Origin of the sequence: Vibrio sp. L3-7 (genome assembly GCF_963898195.1) — a bacterium.
In the GTDB taxonomy this organism is placed as follows: Bacteria; Pseudomonadota; Gammaproteobacteria; order Enterobacterales; family Vibrionaceae; genus Vibrio; species Vibrio echinoideorum.
Map to the genome: position 1 here is coordinate 327,678 of NZ_CAWQUW010000023.1, position 17,894 is coordinate 345,571.

Consider the following 17,894-nt stretch of genomic DNA (forward strand, 5'->3'; position numbering starts at 1 on the left):
GGTGTGATAACATCGCCGCTCTTATAAAATTAGATGAGAACACGACATGCACCCAGCATTAAAGGTGGTGGCTCTTGGCATTGCTCTCGTGGCAGGTTTTTATGGGCCGCAAGTATTTCAAAAATTTAAGTCGGTCATTGAGCACTCAACTGCCGAAGTCAACTTGGATGACTACTGCATGCTTTCAACCATATCGTGTGAGCAGGAATCCATTTCAATGTCGCTTGATCGCGAAACCGCGCAACCTCTTCTACCCACCAAGATAAAGGTCGTTTGGGAAGGTGCTGCATCGGAGACACTGATGTTATCGCTCACCGGTTTAGAAATGGAAATGGGATCAGCGCGTTTTCAATTGAAGAGCATTGGCAATAATACCTATGAAGGTGAAGTGATTTTACCTGTATGTACTTTAGATAAAATGACATGGGTCGGTGAACTCACTGATGGTGTCGATACTGTAAACCCTGCAATAAGGATGGCAAGATGAGTAGAAATTGGTCGTTAGCATTGGTTGTCGCTTTTGTACTTGGCTTTGGTGTCAAAAGCTATCTTGATGGGCAAAACGAAGTTCAAGAACAACACGCTGCAAAACAAGAGCTCTCCGCAACGACTCTTTTCGGCAAAGACAACCAGCCGACGGAAATCTTTGACCAAACCGATGACAGAATTCGTATCGTTTATTTCGGTTTCACACGTTGCCCGGATGTGTGCCCGACTTCTCTGGCTATGTTAGCCGGAGCACTTAACCAAGTCTCTGATGAAGCAAAAGCAAAGATTCGCCCGATGTTTGTTTCTCTTGACCCTGAACGTGATGCCGCTGAAGCCTCGTATGAATACGCGCAATACTTCCACCCGATGATGGAAGGATTAAGTGGTCCATTGGATGTGACAACAACGCTTGCGCATAACTACGGTGTTATTTTCAGAAAGACCAAGCTTGAAGGTTCAGAGTTGGAATACACCCTAGACCACAGCTCATATTTCTATTTTTTAAAGCCCGACGGTACTTTGATTACCAAAGTACCGCACACGTTGACACCAGCGCCAATTGTTGAGGCCATCAACAAGTTAACACGCTAACGTACCCAGTCATCAACGACCAGGAACAACGTGTAAAAAAATAAAGAACTTAACTAATAAAGTTCGAACAAAAAGTCAGGTCCCAGACCAAAAATATAAAAATTAAGGACAACAACATGAAGTTAAAAGCACTTGCTCTAGCAGGCTTATTGCTCACCCCTTTTGCTCAGGCTAGTAGCGATATTATGGTTCATGACGCGTACGCTCGTGCAACCCCGCCTTCAGCAGTGAACAGCGCGGTGTTCACGACTCTGATGAACCACAGCGATAAAGATCGCGCTATTGTTTCTGCAACAACACCTGCAGCAGGTAAAGTAGAACTTCATGATGTAATCATGGATGGCGATGTTATGAAAATGCGCCAAGTTCAAGAGATCACCATCCCTGCGAACGGCCAAGTTGAACTTAAACCAGGTAGCCTACACATCATGTTGTTCGACCTAGCAAGCAGCCTAAAAGAAGGTGAGCAAATCGAGATGACACTGACCTTCGCCAATGGTGAAACACAGATCTTCGATGCACCAGTGAAGAAAGTGATGAGCGGCATGAAAAAGATGAATCACGATCATCATTAATCGTATTCACAATTGATAAAATAATTTAAGCCACGATGACTTCTCGCCATCGTGGCTTTTTGTTAAACTGAGTTCGCTTTTTATTCAAAGCCTGAACACATTAATAATCCAAGGAGAATAAAAGATGATTGTAATCAAAACACTAAAACTGGTAGTAAAAGTAACGCGTTAATTTGTTTGGTTAATCCAACTTAAATACCGATCGACCAACATCTCGTCACCCGTGACTACCGCACACTTTTACCCGGTTTATTGTTGATCATAAGTGATCAATATATGCATGCCTGTAGCGCATGACTCAATCCGGGGTCCTATCTATTTGAATTCGACCCAAACTCAAAACATTTTTGACGTCTCGACGCTTTTTGATCTCATCAATGCTATTGATCTCATTAACAACCTGAGATCTCACAAGAAGTTAATGCTCTCATAAGACTTTAATACTCTGATAAGAAAGAAAGCTCGCACGTCTGGGTAAATAAACATGAATTCACAAACTGCATTTTCTCATCCAATGTCACTTCAACAGCTTGGATGGCAACCTGTATTTCAGCAACAACTGACACTCGAAGACTATGACCACTCTGTCATTGCTCGTATTACCGCGCACCATCGCAGCGGCTATATTCTTGCGTCAGAACAAGGCGAAATCGTTCTACCCGTTCATCAAAACCAACCCTCAATGACGGTTGGCGACTGGGTGATATTAAACGCTGATCGACAATTTGACCGCTTGTTAGAACGTCAATCGCTATTCAGCCGAAAAGCTGCCGGCAGTCGTGTAGCTGAACAGTATATTTCAGCCAATATCGACACCGTGTTTATTGTGGTCTCGCTAAACAATGACTTTAATCTGAGCCGCATCGAACGCTATCTAGCACTCGCCAACGAGGCACAGGTTGAAGCGGTTATCGTACTTACCAAGAAAGACTTGTGTGACGACTACCAAGACAAAGTACAACAAGTTCAAAGCTTAGATGCCATGCTCATGATCGAAGCGGTGAACAGCCTCGACCAAGACTCTACGCAGGTATTGTCGCCGTGGTGTAAAACAGGAAAGACCGTCGCTTTAATGGGGTCATCCGGCGTTGGTAAATCGACACTCGTGAACTCGTTACTTGGCGAAACTCAACAAGAAACGAGCGGCATACGTGAAGACGACAGCAAAGGTCGACACACCACGACATCACGTTCACTGCACTTGCTAACGTCGGGCGGTTTATTGCTCGATACGCCTGGCATGCGAGAGTTACAACTCGCCGATTGTGCTGAAGGGGTGAGTGAAACCTTTTCTGATGTCGAAGAATTGGCGATGCACTGCCGTTTCTCTGATTGCAGCCACGAATCCGAGCCTGGGTGCAAAATACGTAAAGCGATTGAAAATGGTGAGCTGTCTGAAAGAAGATTTACCAACTATCAAAAGCTATTGAGGGAGCAAGCCAGAAACGGGGCATCATTGGCTGAACAACGTGCGAACGGTAAACAACTTTCTAAGATGTACAAAACCGTGCAATCAGAGAGCCGCAATCTTAAGAAAGCTTCCGACTAAACCTTTAAAGTTAAAGACTATAAGCTTTATTTGAAACGACTTAGCCCTATCCTGTTAATCAGGTGGGGCTTTTTTATTTCAATTTGGTATCTGTATGACTATTTCTGAACACAATGATTTTACCAATAGCCGTTTACATACCCAAACGCCCAGAACATTGCCCCTTAAAAATATCAACGAGTAGATTTATAGCTCAACGTGAATACATTTATTTAACATTTAGCTCTAAAAACACCACGCGGCGCAAACAATCACCCTAAAAGTAAACTATTCCTAGACACACTCTTAGATCCCGCTAATATGACCGCCCATTCCACTAGTGTATAGTTGGAATTGGTACAACTTTATAAAAAAATATATCACTATAATAATTTAACAATTGCAGGTATTTTATGCAAAACAACAACATGCTCGCCCGCATCGCTCGTGGGAACCTTGTCCTACAGATCCTTGCCGGTATTGTTTTCGGTGTCGTTCTCGCCATGGTTTCTCCTTCAGCAGCTCAAGACGCAGGTCTACTAGGTAGTCTGTTTGTTGGTGCTCTGAAAGCTGTTGCCCCAATTTTAGTATTCATTCTTGTTGCAGCTTCTATCGCAAACCAAAAGAAAGGTCAGCATACTCACATGCGTCCAATCATTGTGCTTTACCTGATTGGTACGTTCTCTGCTGCACTAACTGCGGTAGTTCTGAGCTTCATGTTCCCAACCACTTTGACACTGGTTGCTGGCGCTGAAGGTGCTAACCCTCCTCAAGGTATTGCTGAAGTTCTTCATACTCTTCTATTCAAGCTTGTAGACAACCCAGTAAGTGCGCTAATGAACGCGAACTACATCGGTATTCTTGCTTGGGCTATCGGTCTTGGTCTTGCACTGCATCACGCATCTGCAACAACTAAAGCCGTTTTCGAAGATCTAAGCCAAAGTGTTTCGCACATTGTGCGCTTCATTATTCGTCTTGCGCCATTCGGTATCTTCGGCCTTGTTTCGACTACGTTCGCAACAACCGGTTTTGATGCTCTGGCAAGCTACGGTCAACTGTTAGCGGTTCTACTTAGCTCAATGCTGATCATCGCACTTGTGGTTAACCCACTGCTTGTATTTATCAAGACAAAGCAGAACCCATACCCGCTTGTACTTCAATGTATCCGTGAATCAGGTGTAACGGCATTCTTCACTCGTTCAAGCGCTGCAAACATCCCAGTGAACATGAACCTTTGTAAGAAGCTAAACCTAGATGAAGATACTTACTCGGTATCGATTCCTCTAGGCGCAACGATCAACATGGCGGGTGCTGCAATCACCATCACTGTGTTAACGCTTGCTGCTGTTCACACAATGGGTATTGAGATTGATATCTTCACAGCAATCCTACTAAGCCTAGTCGCTGCAATTTCAGCATGTGGCGCTTCAGGTGTTGCAGGTGGTTCACTACTATTGATTCCACTAGCATGTGGCCTATTCGGTATCTCGAACGACGTAGCGATGCAGGTTGTTGCGGTTGGCTTCATTATCGGTGTGATTCAAGATTCAGCTGAAACAGCGCTTAACAGCTCAACAGACGTAGTGTTCACTGCTGCTGTATGTAAAGCTGAGCAAAACAAAGCTTAATTAGCTATTGGCTATTAGTAGTCATTAGCCTTTGGCTCTAAGCTCTAAGCTCTAAGCTCTAAGCTCTAAGCTCTAAGCTCTAAGCTCTAAAAGCAAATCGCATATAAACAAAAAGGGAAGCTTCTGCTTCCCTTTTTGTTGTTCTTGTCTTCTAGATTCCCGCTAGAGTTTCAGTGAATTAATAACTATTGTCACTCTACGGATAGCCTACTTTTGTCGATGAGCTACGTAACCAAAGTTCTAGATCTTAGTGATTATTCTTCCAGCTAGGTTCAACTGCAGACTGACTAAAATCCAAAGAACCGTTGTTAGTATTTGTTAGCTTATCTGGCGATGTTTGGTTATTCGCTGAAGGTTGAGCTGAGTTCTGACTCTGGTTTACTGTACCGTTATCTTGATTAGCAGTCGCCTTCGCTTGTTGGCTGAAATCTACATTAGAACCTTGCTCACTCTGAGCTTGTGTTTTCGAGTTACTGCTCTCCGTTCCTAGCTCATCTATATCTTCATCTGATGCCTCCTTCACTTTCTTAGGAATAGGCACATTACGCTTATAGAGTTTGTTGAGCGCTTTAACAATTGAGTGCTTGGTGATCGCTTCTTGCGTTAGCTTGGTCATTATCGGCTTAGTCAGAGCCTGCAAACCCACTACTGCATCCACACCAAGGTCGCCCCCAACTTTGTCTCGTAATTGCTTGGCTTCTGAATAGCCAAAGTGAGCTGATAAAAATAGCCAGATATAAGCAATAGCACTGCCATGTTCACCATGGTCAATCCAAGCTTCACCAGCTCTAAACATTGCTTCTGAATTGTTCTTCTCAGCTGCAGTTTCAAACCAGTACACTGCCTCTCCGTGATTAGATTCCACGCCGACGCCGTTCAAATAACATGTACCAAGCTTGATCTTGCCGTCTAAACTGTTTTTTTCTGCTGCCTTGCGATACCACTCAACTGCGCTTTCTGCTGAATAATCTGAGTTTTCTTTGTCTAAGCACCAGTCGCCGATAAACAGCATTGCTTCGGTATTTCCCCCCGCCGCCGACTCTTCGATGTAGGTGTAACCCTTAGGGATATTCTTATCCGTACCACGACCAAACACGAGCGCTTTGCCCATCTCGAATTTCGCAACCAGATCGTTATCGAGTGCGGATATCGCAAGCTGCCAAAAGTTGGCTTTTTCTCTTAAAATCAGGTCTTCTTTGCGCTTCATACTGAGACGAACAACGCCATACATACCGTTGATATTATCTAAATGAGCAGCTTTGTCGTACCAATACAAAGCTTCCTTAATATTGCCACGCTCAGCCTCTTTCGCTAAATACAGAATTGATGGCGTATGCCCTGTTTCAGCCTTAAAGTGGCGCTCTTTTTGTTCTTGTATTCGAGCTTTTTCAATCGCCTTTCGGTAAGCAACTGCTCGCGCTTTTCGCTCTTGTTCCAGTCGCTGCTTTCTTAGCGATAAAGAAATCAGCCAAACGGCCACAAGTATTAACGAAAGAGCCGTCGCACCAATTGCGATTCCCATTGTACTCATAAAATATATTAACCTAACTCGGCTGATACAAATCTCGATATCGAGGTGTCATCAACCATAGTGAATGTTTCGAATTACAGGGAAAAGTGTCGTTATTGACACGTTCCGCCCCAAAATGAACTTAGTTCAGTATCTCAGGAATACATAGCGATAAAAAGCCTGCAGAGACCTATCGTTATGCGCTCCCCAAATGGTGTGATCTTGCTTCAATACAGGGTAATTTTGAAGACCGGTTGCGTCAGAAAAAATCTGAAAAACGATCGCAATCTTGGCGTGTTTCTTTTCGCAGCGTCACATACTATCGTTATATCGTTATATCGCTATATCGTTAGTTCAACTGTCCATAGACGTAAGCAAGCTCGGCAACTGTCTTCGCAGAGAATTTCTTCATCAAACTCGCTCGGTGTACTTCCACCGTTCTCACTGCAATACAAAGTGCATCGGCAATTTTCTGGTTGCGCTTGCCATCAATGATCTGCTCAAGAATGTCTATTTCGCGCTCGGTTAAGGAAGCATAGGCTTGGCGATACACATTCATATGTAAATGCTTCTGAGAAGCGTCTAATCCTTTCTTGATCGCCTCAGCCAGTTCTCCGCCTTTAACCGGTTTTTGAAAGAAGTTCACCGCACCAGCTTGCAACGCTTCAACCGCCATTGGCACATCACCGTGACCCGTTAGATAGATAACCGACAGTGGGCTCTGCGCTTTCACCATCAACTCATGAACTTGCTGCCCTCTCATTTCAGGCATTCTGCTGTCTAACACCACACATCCAGCAACACTCAAGTCGACTGAATCCAGAAAGCTCGGGCCATCTTCATAAGCTGTCACCGTAAAATCATGCTCTTCCAATAAGAACACTAATGAGTCACGCATTGACTCATCGTCATCAACCACATAGACCGGCAACGTTTGATGAAGTTCAGACATAACAAGATTCCTTATGAATCATTTGAAAGAGAAAAAGGTAACGTCACTGCAACGTGACAGCCATGAGGAGTCAATGATTTGATGGCCATTTGGCCGCTGTGGTCTTCAATCACGTCTTGGCAAATCGCAAGCCCTAAACCCAAGCCATTTTCTTTGCTACTCACGAAGGCTTGAGTGACTTGTTGCTCGGTGAAATCTAAGCCCGTGCCGTTATCGATAACCGACAGCATCATTTTATCCGGTTGATACTCGGTAATCACTTTAATTGTCGATGGTTCGTTGTTTTTGTTATCAATATCAGACGTAGCGCTTTGTTCGCGATGCTGTTGAGCATTACACGCATCAGTCGCATTGTTTATCAGGTTTACAATCACTTGCTGCAATCCCACCGGGTCAACATGCAGCTGGATAGGCTTACCTACAGCGTAGCGCTCAATGGTTATCTTGTGTTTCTCTAATCGAAATTGCAGTAGCTCGATGGTATCTGTAAGAAGCACTTCTATATCAGTTTGAGATTTATCTGATGAGCGTTTTTTGATCATGTTTCTTAAGCGCTGGATGATCGCATCAGCACGGTCCACTTGAGACTGGATCTTCTCAAATACAGGCTCTATGTCAGTCAGCGGTTTGTTCTTCGAAATCCGCAGTAAACCGCCTTCGCTGTAGTTGCGAATAGCCGCCAAAGGTTGATTGATTTCGTGTGCCAAACTGCTCCCCAACTCACCGACTACCGCGATACGTTGAGAATGTTCGAGCTGCTCACTCTTACTTTTTAATTTGTGCAGTGTGGCTTCCAACTGTTTTTTGCTACGGCTGAATTTATACTCCAACCAAAAGTGATAGGCATTCAGAAACACAACTAACAAAAAGAACGCCCAAGCCCACTGTTGATTGTACTTAAGCCAGATTAGCGCTTCTTTCCACCAAGGTTGTTGCAGCGGGTGCATGTCGAGTTGCTGATAAAGCTTGTCGATTGAAAGCAGGCTTGTCGGTGACGTCCAGCCCGATGCATTCGCTGCAATGGCTGGCGCACTGCTTTTTGGCATCGCAAATAACACCTGACTCATTTGTTTCGCCAGTGCCGAAGAAGCCCGCTCTGTTTTGGCAAACGACCAGTTAGGGTACAACGGCGTAGACACCTGACATCGAAAACCTTCAGGCGCTTGGTTTTCAATCACTCGATATTGTCCCGCCACCAGCAAACCCTCACTGATCATGCTCTCAACCAAACAAGCAGGCACCACAGCCGCTTCAATGTACCCTTCTCGCAGTTGGTACAAGCTGGCATCAATAGGGAAACCTAAAAATTGGGTATTAGAGAAAAAGCGGTTGGGATTAAGCCCTTGTTGCATCACTTGATAACGCATGGTGAGATAACCACCGAATGCATTTTCCGATACCGCCGCAATCGGCTTACCGCTCAGTTGTTCAAAAGAGATATAAGGCGACATTCTTCTCACAACCAGGGCGGAACCAATGCTGCGTGTATTACTGGCGCCTTGAGCTTCAACGTTATGACTGGTCATGGTCGCCATCCAAGAAAGCGCATACTGGCGTCCTAATCGAACCGCCTGACCTGGATTAGTAATAACAAAATCGACAGTGACTCCTTTCACCGCTTCAGCCATCTCTTCCAAATTGAAAGGCTTGAGGACAAAGTGCTTACCCGCAATACGCTCAGACAACCAATCCATTGTCGGCTGCCAACGCTGTTGAGCGGAAAGCTTACCTCGAGTCGCCAACACGCCAACCTCGATAACCTGATCGGGTTCATCTGTGTTTTGGCTTGAGCTTGGGGCTACTATCGCTTGTTCAGATTGAGCTGCTAAACACGCACCCGCGGTTAGGCTCAACCAACAAAGGACAACGATTGTCATTAGGTTTCGGACTGTCACTAAAATCTCTTTCTCCAAACGGACTGTTTATTCATTTCACTTCGTCTTTACGCTGACGACATGTTTAACGCCTAACTCATGCTTTAGATCGCCTTAAACAAGTCTTTAAAACAAAGCATAACAGCTAGATTGGTAAAACCACATTTGTTCTAGATCAACTTTGATCTGGGTATGTGGAAATCCACAATACCCCGAGTACGGCCAAAATCTGACAATGAGCTCAACAGAACGAATACCCATTTATAGGTACCACTATGGACTCATTGAAAAGACGGTTTCTCAGCCAATTCGGTAAAGTTTCCGCCGGTGCTGCGCTCATTCCCATTGCCGGAATCAACACCGCAGTCGCGAGCACAGTCATTCGCAATAACAACCAACCTGACCGCAAAGGCGAAATAGGTAAACGCTACGCCATGGCGATTGATTTACGTAAGTGCGTTGGCTGCCAGGCGTGCACTGTTGGCTGTAGCGTTGAAAACCAAGCGCCGATTGGCCAGTTCAGAACCACTGTAAAACAGTATGAAGTCTCCCTTGATGATGGTTCGACAGTTCAACAAGACGTGAAATCTTTCATGTTGCCTCGCCTTTGTAATCACTGTGACAACGCACCCTGCATAAAGGTTTGCCCTGTTCAAGCGACCTTCCAACGTGAAGATGGCATCGTGATGGTCGACAACGAACGCTGCGTTGCGTGCGCTTATTGTGTTCAAGCTTGCCCTTACGATGCACGCTTCATTAACAACGACACGCTTACCGCTGACAAATGCACCTTTTGTGCGCACCGCCTTGAAGACGGCTTACTGCCCGCTTGTGTCGAAACCTGTGTTGGAGGTGCGCGTGTCATTGGTGACCTGAAAGATCCAAACAGCGAGATAAACCGCCTGCTCAATGAAAACCAAGACGACATCAAGGTGCTCAAGCCAGAGCAGAATACCAACCCACATGTTTTCTATATCGGCATGAACGAACGTTTCGTTAGCCATATCGAAGGCCAGCCTGCGATTTATGATCCAGCCGCCATCGATAACTCATCCTTTAGCAAACAAGACTCGGCAATCGCAGCACAAGGCAAACAAGGAGAGACCGCATGAATATCACTGAGGTGTTAGTTCCCGCTCAAGAGATCGCTTGGCTACCGTGGGCGGTTCAATATTTCTTCTACATTGGTTCGGCTTACGCGGCCGCTATTCTGTTTTTGATTGCACTGATATTCAAGAACTCAACCAGCCACCAATTTCGTTCTGCTCTTGTACTTGTGATGGCCATCGGCGCAATTGTTGGGCCACTAGCACTAACAGGTGACTTACACCAACCCGGACGTGCGTGGCACTTCTACGCTCACATCACACCTTGGTCATGGATGTCATTAGGCTCTCTGTTTTTACCTCTATTCTCTGGGCTAGCTGTCGCAACCGCATGGGTTTACCTACGCGATGACATCGCACAGCTTAAAGAGAGTGAAAATCCGCTTCTAAAACGCTTGTCTTGGCTAACACTAGGCCAATGGCAAGTATCGACAAAGCTGATGATTGCACTCGCTGCTGCTACCGCTATTTCTGGCTTAAGTATCGCGCTTTACACAGGCGCAGAGATTGCGATTTTGGCGAGCCGCCCGCTTTGGCATCAACCGGCTTCCCCGCTGCTTTGGTTCACAACAGCCTTCTTTGCTGCAACGGGCTTAACGTTGTTGATTTGGGCTCTACTGCCTTCAAGCAAGCCAAGTTTAAAACCAACAGATCTCGCTATAGTGCAAAGAACCATTACGTTAACGGGCGGCCTTGCCATTATTCTTACGTCGATTTGGGCATCTAACCATGGTCACTTCAACCTGTATGAGAACGACGCTTGGGGCATCAATTTAGGCATCATGACTACTAGTATTTTGCTGTGCATGATCTTAGTGCTGCCACTACAACGCCTATCGCAAAGTAAGCTAGGAATTATCTGTGTTGCACTTGCGACCATCATTTCAGCATGGGCGGTACGTTGGGTCACCATGATGGAAGTTCAAACCATTCCACGTTTTGATGTAGGCCCATTCCCTTATGAACTGCCAATGGGTAGCGCAGGTTTACTCGGTATTATTGGTATGTGTGGCCTTTGGTTAGCACTTGCGTTGTTCGCCTCTGAAATCGTGTCTACACGAACTATTGTATCTACACGAACAACTGGCTCTGCGCCAAAGACAACATCAAAGCCTAACCAAAATACACCTTCACCACTTAACCGCTCACATAGCTTGTAGTCTGAGGAATCATCATGGATAACAAACGTCGTCAATTTTTGAAAACAGGCCTTGCTGCCGGTGGTGTTGGAGCTTTTGCTGCAGGTTATGCGACAACCACAAAACACATGGTTCACGGTGCTATCGATGGTACCGCTGGTAAGAAAACCAACCACATCCACCACGGTAATTCGCTAGAGACGGAATACAGTGTCGATGAACAAGGTAAGATCTCGCCGAATCCAAACCAACGCGTTGCACCATCAATGTGTTTTGGTTGCTGGACATTGTGTGGCCTGCGTGTACGTATCGATAATCGCAATGACGAGATCTTGCGTATCTCGGGTAACCCCTACCACCCGCTATCCAGTGATCAGCAAATCCCGTTCAAAACACCCGTAAAAGACGCCTACATTGGCTTGTCTGGTGAATCAGGCATCAATAACCGATCGACAGCCTGCGCCCGTGGTAACGGCATGTTAGAGATTCAAAACAGCCCATACCGAATCACTCAACCGTTAAAACGTGTTGGTAAACGAGGTGAAGGCAAGTGGGAACCGATCAGCTACGAACAACTCATCTCTGAGATCACCGAGGGTGGTGACTTATTCGGTGAAGGTGAAGTTGAGGGCTTGCGATCGATTCGCGATATCGAAACGCCACTTGATCCGAACAACCCTGAATACGGTCCTAAAGCCAATCAGTTACTAGTGACTAATGCCGGTAATGAAGGTCGTGATGACATCTTGAAGCGCTTTGCGTTTAACAGCTACGGAACACGCAACTTTGGTCACCACGGCTCTTACTGTGGTTACGCATTCCGCGCGGGTTCTGGCGCGATCATGAATGACTTAGACAAGTTCTCGCACTTAAAGCCCGACTTCAACAACGCTGAGTTCATTCTTTTCATCGGTATGTCTCCGGCTCAAGCGGGTAACCCGTTTAAGCGTCAAGCACGACAACTGGCTGAAGCTCGTACTAATGGAAAACTGAGCTACACCATTGTGACTCCAAGCCTTCCAGCAGGATCATCGAGCCTTGCGGCGGGCGATCGTAACAACTGGCTACCGATCAAACCGGGCACTGATTCAGCATTAGTATTGGGCATGATCCAATGGATCATCGAAAACCAGCGCTACAATCACGATTTCTTGTCTCGACCAAGCGCACAAGCGATGCAAAAAGCAGGCACCACGCATTGGTGTAATGCTTCACACCTTGTGATCAGTGACGAAACACACCCACAAAATGGACGTATGCTCCGTGCATCGGATATTGGATTGCTAGAAACAGGCGAACCGATGTCTGACGATGACGGATTTATCGCACTAGATGTGACAACGTCACTGCTGTCATCGCATATTCAGGTGAATGAAGCGGCTCTGTTCGTTGATCAATACGTAGAAATCGGTGGTCAAACCGTTCGTGTTAAGTCTTCTCTACAAAGATTGAAGGAAGAAGCCTTCAAATATGACCTTGCTTACTACAGTGAGCAGTGTGAAATTCCACAAGATCAAATTATTGCGCTGGCGAAACGCTTTACCAGCTACGGTACAAAAGCAGTTGTTGATACTCACGGTGGCAACATGCACACCAATGGCTTCTACAACTCGTTCTCTATTCTGATGCTGAACGCGCTGATCGGTAACATCAACGCGAAAGGTGGTGCGATGGCGAAAGCAGGCGGCTACCCAACTTCTGTTGCAGGTCCACGTTACGACTTTACCAAATTCAAAGGCAAGACTAAGCCTCAAGGCGTGTTCTTATCTCGCAGCAAGTTCCCTTACCACAAGACCAGCGAATACAAGCGCCGCGTTGCAGCAGGCGAGTCACCCTACCCAACGCGTGCTCCGTGGTACCCAATCTCTGCGCCGCTTTTAACCGAGCATTTATCAGCTGCGATTGATGGCTACCCTTACCGTGCAAAAGCGTGGATCAACCACATGGCGAACCCACTTTATGGCGTTCCGGGTTTAGACAACTTACTAGGGGAGAAGCTTAAGGATCCAAAACAACTTGGCTTGATCGTCTCTATCGATGCCTTCATCAATGAGACAACAGCATTATCGGATTACCTCGTGCCTGACACGGTTACTTACGAAAGCTGGGGCATGGCAACTCCCTGGCATGGTGTCGCGACCAAAGCGATAACCGCTCGTTGGCCGATTGTTGAGCCTAAAACTTCCCGCACTCAAGACGGACGTGCCATCAACCTAGAGAACTTCTTTATTGATCTGGCAAAAACACTTGGCTTAGGTGGCTTCGGCGACAACGTAATCAAAGACAGACAAGGTAACTGGCACGGTATTCATAGCGCTGAAGATTTCTATCTACGCTCTGCAGCTAACTTGGCATTCGTAAAAGGCGGCGTACCGAATGTAGACGCTGAAGATATCGTTTGGTCTGGTCTAGAGCGCCTAGTCCCTGTGATGAACAAAACGCTTAAACCAGAAGAGATGCTCAAAGTGGCGTATATTTTTGCGCGTGGCGGTCGTTTTGAAGACGCAACTAATGCCTACACCAATGAAACCATGAAGTACAAATGGACCAAACCATTGGCTATTTGGAATGAAAAGCTCGGTACGTCTCGTAATACCATCAGTGGCGAGCAATACATGGGTTGTCCTACATGGTATCCACAAAAGTTAGCAGACGGCACGCCTTTGGCAGAGCAGTTCCCAGTAACAGAGTGGCCATTCACCCTAACCAACTTTAAGTCCAACATTCACAGTGCGGTGTCTAACTTATCACCACGCTTGGAATCCATTAAAGGCGTGAACCCGGTTTACATTCACCCGCAAGACGCCTCTTCTGCTGGCATCAAAACAGGCGATGTATTTGCCATTGAAACACCGAGTTCAACCACACATGCGTTGGCAATGGTGATTGATGGTATAAAACAGGGAACATTAGGCTTTGAACACGGCTTTGGACACAAAGAACTCGGTGAGCGTGCGCACTGGATTGGTGACACACAACAACCAGTGAAAATGAAGTCAAACGATGGCGTTAACATCAATGATATAGGCTTAATTGACCCGACAAGAGAAGGCAAAGGTGTAATGCTGGATTGGGTTGTGGGCGCAGCGGCAAGACAAGCGCTTCCAGCTAAGATCTACAAGGTCTAACTTAAACTCTGTAAGCTTAAGCACTTAATCAAAACACTTCTTTATCTGATTTGCAGATGAGAATACAACAGGGCAACTTCGTCATTCGAGGTTGCTCTGCTTTTTCATCCCCTTAATCTAGAAAAGCACCCTATTTGGATAAAACGCCCAATCTTCATACAGCATCGGGACTAGATAAAGCATCCGGTCTAGATAAAGTAATCAACCCAAAGCCATTAGGTAATCTTCATTTCACCACAACTTTTTTAGCCCGCATCCATAAAGCAGCTATGCTTATACAATCGGTGCCATAAAAGAGCCTTAACAAGCAGTTACACCGAGGCGAACATGGCAGTTCCCTTGCATTTCGTTAACGGCAGTTGGATCAGCCTATCGAAGTTCACATCAATACCATTATGGTGATTTAGGTTATTAATGTGAGACTCACCTCAAGTTCCAAGTGAATTAATGTGGAAATCCACAATAGCGCGAACAACCAATTATGTCGAAAATGCGTGCATTACAACCAATAGCGACGCCTCATGACTAAGCTGACAATTAAAACTCAAACTTTAACGCTTTGCATCGCTGCTCTAGGAAGCCTTTCTTTATCCGCTTTTGCACAAGCAGCGCCTAACCCAATGCCAGAAGCTGCAGAAACCTGTAGCGGCTGCCACCAAGCCGACGGTAAAGGCATGCCCAACATCGCCCCTATGCTTGCAGGGCTGAATGCTGATTACCTCGAACACCAACTAATCCTGTTCTCAAGTGGTGAGCGTCAAAGCGCAATCATGAAGGGAATGGCTGACGGTGTGTCTGACCCTGCCGTTCGTCGTGAAGTCGCAGAATACTTTGCATCACTGCCTTCATACGAATTCACCGATTTAGAACAGCGCGGCTCACAAGCTGATATCGATAACCCTTATCGTAAACTTGTATTCCAAGGCGATTGGGACCGAAACATCCCAGCTTGTGCAACCTGCCACGGACCAAGTGGGATGGGCGTAGACAAATTCCCACGCCTAGCCAGTCAACACGCCGACTACATTCAAACTCAGCTCAACGCTTGGAAAAACGGCACTCGGAAGGGTGATGATTTGAACATGATGGGCAACATCGCGGGCAAGCTAACCGACGATGAAATCAAAAACCTGTCGTACTACTTCGCATCTTTCCGATACTAAAGGGCTCGCATGAAAACACTACTTCTAATTACCGCAACCCTTGCCTCTGGAATCGCTTATGCCGAAGCTGAGTTGCCTGATCGCCAAACCGAATTACCAGCCGTTGAGAAGCCTCAAGATAACAAATATCTGGTGCCACGAGACTTGGTAGATATTCCTGCAGGGGAGTTTGGCGACAAAGTAAAATTGGGTTATTCGCTGTTTGTCGATTCACAACAGATGCGTGGTACGTTCGTAGGCAATGAACAAAACTGTGTCAACTGCCACATGCAAGCGGGCATGAAACCAAATGCCGCACCTCTTTGGGGAGCGTATATGGCTTACCCTGCGTACCGCTCTAAAAATGACAAAGTAAACAGCTACGCAGAACGTACCCAAGGCTGTTTCACTTACTCAATGAATGGTTTACCACCAGCAGTGGGCTCAAAAGAGATGGTCGCGCTAACCGCTTACTCGTACTGGTTGGCAATGGGCGGTATCTTGGATAAGAACGGCATGCAAGACACACCCGTTCCTGAGGTTAGCGATGCAGATTTACAAGTCGGAGGAAAAGCGGAGAGCTTCCCTCTTCCTGAAGAGCTGTTAAGCAAATACCCAATCGATGACCGCAGCAAGCTTGCAGGTCGCGGCTACCCTAAGATTGCTAACCCTGAACAAGAACCGTCGATAGCGCGTGGCGAAAAGGTTTATCAAACCAGCTGCCAAACGTGTCACGGACAGAATGGTGAAGGTATCAAAGGGGACGACGGCCGCTCATACCTACCACCACTTTGGGGCGAAAATTCATTCAACTGGGGCGCAGGTATGCACCGCGTAAACACCGCCGCGTACTTCATCTACGAAAACATGCCGCTTGGAAAAAGCCAACAGCTGTCAATTCAGGATGCGTGGGATGTGGCCGCGTTTGTAAACAGTCATGAACGCCCACAAGACCCTCGATACAAAGGCGATGTTGCCGGCAATGCTAAGCGTTACCACAGCCACCAAGGTTACTATGGCAAAGAAGTCGACGGTCATGTACTGGGTTCAAAAGCCTACCCAAGTGGTAAAGAAGTGATTAATGATCACTAATTCGTTTTAAAGAGCAGTAACCGGTTTTCGTGAGTAGTCATGCCTTTCAGTGAGACCGGATAGTTGCTTACACCAGCTATAGCTAAGCTTTACATTGTAAATTGGTTACAACTGGACGAATAAAAAGGAGCCAAATTGTTTAACGATCTGGCTCCTTTTTTGTGTTTGAACGATTAGAAAAATAACTAACCTTGCTGCATCTTCTCCCAAATCGTCGGAGAGCCAATATAGTCTTGAACCGTAGTGATGAATTCTTTAACCAGCTTGGTTTGCTTACGGTGCGGATAAACGGCATAAATAGCCGTATCAGCAGTAGAGATTGGGTAGTCTGGAAGTAAAGTGACCAAGCCAAGTTCTTTCATTGAGGCATACAAGTTTGATTGGTCAAGGAAGCCATATCCTAAGCCATCTTTTACGCAAGAGACCATGGTGCGAACATCACTCACCTTATAGTTGCCACGAATCGTTAGGCTCTGGAAAGTATTACCTCCCGGCTCTTCACTGATACGCAGATGATCAACCGTCATATCGCCATTGGTATAAATTACAGCAGGTAACGCGAGCAAATCTTGTGGCGTCTTCGGTTCACCATGCTGCTTCACAAAGTCGTTCGAGGCGACCAGCATGAAGTTACTGTCGGCAATCTTCTTCGCAATCAAATTCGATTCAACAAGTTTGCTGAAGCGAAACGCGATATCAAACTGCCCAGCAATGATATTGGCGATCTTGTCGTCCAATGACAGCACAATCTGTACATCCGGGTACTTTCTCATGAACTGAGTGATGATAGGTTGCAGATATTGTTGGCCAAAATAGATGGGAGACGTAATTCGTAGCACGCCTTTAGGTTCAGACTGATAGGAATCAGCAATGCCTTGGATTTGATTGATGGTGTCTTTCAACACGTAGGTTTGCGCGAGAATATCTTCCCCTGCTGACGTCAGCGAGAACGAACGCGTAGAACGGTTGAGAAGCTGAACACCTAGGTCTTGCTCAAGCTTTTTTATTTGTTTAGAGAGTGATGAGTTGTCCATATCATGCAAGGTTGCCGCTTTGGTAAACGACCCTTGTTGAACCACATCTAAGAACAATAACAACTGATTAGTATTGGGCACTGCGCCTCTCCTGAAATAAAACTCG

The 17,894-nt window shown here is 46.1% G+C and carries 14 protein-coding genes; 10 read left to right on the plus strand and 4 right to left on the minus strand.

What is annotated here, in order from left to right; genetic code table 11:
- Nucleotides 1-46 precede the first annotated feature (46 nt).
- The 5 genes from AACW75_RS16455 (at nt 47) to sstT (ending at nt 4,811) form a co-directional block, all read left to right on the plus strand.
- On the plus strand, nt 47-487 hold the full coding sequence (locus tag AACW75_RS16455; RefSeq protein ID WP_017073657.1) for a hypothetical protein: 441 nt from the start codon (nt 47-49) through the stop codon (nt 485-487).
- Nucleotides 484-1,080, plus strand: a complete 597-nt coding sequence (locus tag AACW75_RS16460) for an SCO family protein (RefSeq protein ID WP_145568907.1) — start codon at nt 484-486, stop codon at nt 1,078-1,080. The genes AACW75_RS16455 and AACW75_RS16460 overlap by 4 nt, the downstream gene beginning before the upstream one ends.
- A 116-nt stretch (nt 1,081-1,196) precedes the next feature.
- Entirely contained in the window at nt 1,197-1,655 is a 459-nt protein-coding gene (locus AACW75_RS16465) for a copper chaperone PCu(A)C (RefSeq protein WP_145568905.1), read from the plus strand.
- Nucleotides 1,656-2,139: 484 nt separating this feature from the next.
- The gene (gene rsgA, locus AACW75_RS16470; protein ID WP_145568903.1) at nt 2,140-3,204 is read left to right on the plus strand and encodes a ribosome small subunit-dependent GTPase A; all 1,065 of its coding nucleotides are present in this window, start codon (nt 2,140-2,142) and stop codon (nt 3,202-3,204) included.
- Nucleotides 3,205-3,596: 392 nt separating this feature from the next.
- Nucleotides 3,597-4,811, plus strand: coding sequence for a serine/threonine transporter SstT (sstT, locus tag AACW75_RS16475; RefSeq protein ID WP_102554221.1), 1,215 nt, complete (start codon nt 3,597-3,599; stop codon nt 4,809-4,811).
- 247 nt (nt 4,812-5,058) lie between these two features.
- On the opposite strand, the gene AACW75_RS16480 is transcribed toward sstT, so the two are convergent.
- The 3 genes from AACW75_RS16480 to AACW75_RS16490 all read right to left on the minus strand — a co-directional run bounded on the left by AACW75_RS16480 (nt 5,059) and on the right by AACW75_RS16490 (nt 9,168).
- Complete coding sequence (locus tag AACW75_RS16480) at nt 5,059-6,333, minus strand: tetratricopeptide repeat protein (RefSeq protein WP_145569502.1); 1,275 nt, start codon at nt 6,331-6,333, stop codon at nt 5,059-5,061.
- 337 nt (nt 6,334-6,670) lie between these two features.
- Nucleotides 6,671-7,273 carry a response regulator transcription factor gene (locus AACW75_RS16485; RefSeq protein ID WP_135454378.1) on the minus strand — a complete coding sequence of 201 codons (603 nt, stop codon included), beginning with the start codon at nt 7,271-7,273 and terminating at the stop codon, nt 6,671-6,673.
- Nucleotides 7,274-7,284: 11 nt separating this feature from the next.
- Nucleotides 7,285-9,168: a sensor histidine kinase gene (locus AACW75_RS16490; RefSeq protein WP_135454376.1), complete on the minus strand. Its 1,884-nt coding sequence runs from the start codon at nt 9,166-9,168 to the stop codon at nt 7,285-7,287.
- 254 nt (nt 9,169-9,422) lie between these two features.
- On the opposite strand from AACW75_RS16490, the gene dsrO reads away from it, so the two are divergent.
- The 5 genes from dsrO (at nt 9,423) to AACW75_RS16515 (ending at nt 16,754) form a co-directional block, all read left to right on the plus strand.
- Nucleotides 9,423-10,259 (plus strand): sulfate reduction electron transfer complex DsrMKJOP subunit DsrO, encoded by an 837-nt coding sequence (dsrO, locus tag AACW75_RS16495; protein WP_145568901.1) that lies wholly within the window; start codon nt 9,423-9,425, stop codon nt 10,257-10,259.
- Entirely contained in the window at nt 10,256-11,413 is a 1,158-nt protein-coding gene (gene nrfD / locus AACW75_RS16500; protein WP_145568899.1) for an NrfD/PsrC family molybdoenzyme membrane anchor subunit, read from the plus strand. Before dsrO ends, nrfD begins: the two co-directional genes overlap by 4 nt.
- Before the next feature lie 14 nt (nt 11,414-11,427).
- Nucleotides 11,428-14,520: a tetrathionate reductase subunit A gene (locus tag AACW75_RS16505; protein ID WP_145568897.1), complete on the plus strand. Its 3,093-nt coding sequence runs from the start codon at nt 11,428-11,430 to the stop codon at nt 14,518-14,520.
- Between the two features lie 521 nt (nt 14,521-15,041).
- Entirely contained in the window at nt 15,042-15,683 is a 642-nt protein-coding gene (locus tag AACW75_RS16510) for a c-type cytochrome (protein WP_016797888.1), read from the plus strand.
- Between the two features lie 9 nt (nt 15,684-15,692).
- Nucleotides 15,693-16,754, plus strand: a complete 1,062-nt coding sequence (locus AACW75_RS16515; RefSeq protein ID WP_145568895.1) for a c-type cytochrome — start codon at nt 15,693-15,695, stop codon at nt 16,752-16,754.
- A gap of 185 nt (nt 16,755-16,939) precedes the next feature.
- Here the strand turns inward: AACW75_RS16515 and AACW75_RS16520 are convergent, their stop codons facing one another.
- Nucleotides 16,940-17,869 carry a LysR family transcriptional regulator gene (locus AACW75_RS16520; protein WP_054545872.1) on the minus strand — a complete coding sequence of 310 codons (930 nt, stop codon included), beginning with the start codon at nt 17,867-17,869 and terminating at the stop codon, nt 16,940-16,942.
- Nucleotides 17,870-17,894 lie beyond the last annotated feature (25 nt).